Annotated in this window: 1 protein-coding gene; it reads right to left on the reverse strand. The window is 70.8% G+C overall.

From position 1 onward, the window contains the following. Nucleotides 1-358 precede the first annotated feature (358 nt). Nucleotides 359-979, reverse strand: coding sequence for a class I SAM-dependent methyltransferase (locus AC27VN_RS42095; RefSeq protein ID WP_490880607.1), 621 nt, complete (start codon nucleotides 977-979; stop codon nucleotides 359-361). Between the last annotated feature and the right edge of the window lie 129 nt (nucleotides 980-1,108).

Below are 1,108 nucleotides of genomic sequence, written 5' to 3' on the forward strand. Positions count from 1 at the left end.
GCCTTGCCGCGGCCCGAGCCGCTCTTCTTGCCGCCGCCGGTCTCGGCATTGACGGTGGCCCAGGCTCGGCGCTCGGCCTCGCCCTTGCCGACCCCGCGTTTCTCGTAGCCGTCTTCGATGTGTTCGGCCTTGCGTTTCTGCTTGTCCGTGTAGGACGACTTGTCGCCTCTTGGCATGGTCATCGCTCCTGTGTGGATGAAGATGAAAACCATGCTGCGCGCGCCGCGTGCACCCCGGGTAAGAAAAGCCAAGCGGCCTGCGTCAGTGCTGTCCGTCGTCGGCGACGCCACAGGGATGCATCGAGGTGTGTGGCGGGCGGTGGCGGTTCAGGCCGCGTGCGCCCGCGATGGCGATGCAATCAGCGGATGCCTTCGCGCTCGGCGACCGAGCGCGCGTCGCGCGCCCACACCTGCAACACGAAGTCGTCCTCCTCGTGCAGCACCAGCCGCGCCAGGCCGAGCGCGGCCAGTGCGCCGTGCACGTCGGCGGTCGAGAGGCTGCGTTGCGCGAAGTCGGGGCGCCAGTCGCAGGCCACCAGCGTGCCGTCGGCATCCAGCGTGCGTTCGCAGCAGGCGGCCACGCGGCCCATGGCCTCGCGATCCAGAAAGTAGCCGATCTCGCTGAGCACGATCAGATCGAAACGGCCGGGGCCCGGCTGTGGCTCGAGCGGCCAGTCCTCGGGCAGCGTCTGCTGCCGCACCTCCACATGGCCGAGCCCGGCCGTGCGCCGTCGCGCGGTCGTCACCGCCTGCGCCGAGAAATCGCTCGCGAGCAGCCGGTCGCAGCGCGGGGCCAGTTCCAGCGTGAGTTCGCCGATGCCGCAGCCGGGCTCGAACGCGTCCCGAAAGTGCGGCCGCGGCAATGCGGCGAGCAGCACCGCGCGTTTGCGCGCCTCGTACCAGCGCGCGCGCAGCGCGTACGGATCCTCGCTGGCCGTGTAAAGCGCGTCGAAGTACGGGCGGTGAGTGTCGCCGCTCACAGGAAGACCACTTCATACGGCCGCTGCGCGCGCGCCAGCGTGGTGGCGCGCAGCACCGGCGGCGCGCCGGTCGATGGATCGCGCCGCAACTGGCTCGTGAAGGCGCGCACCGCATCGCGCTTGCGCCGC

The sequence above is a fragment of the Variovorax sp. 20P10.2.4 genome, from assembly GCF_058244205.1.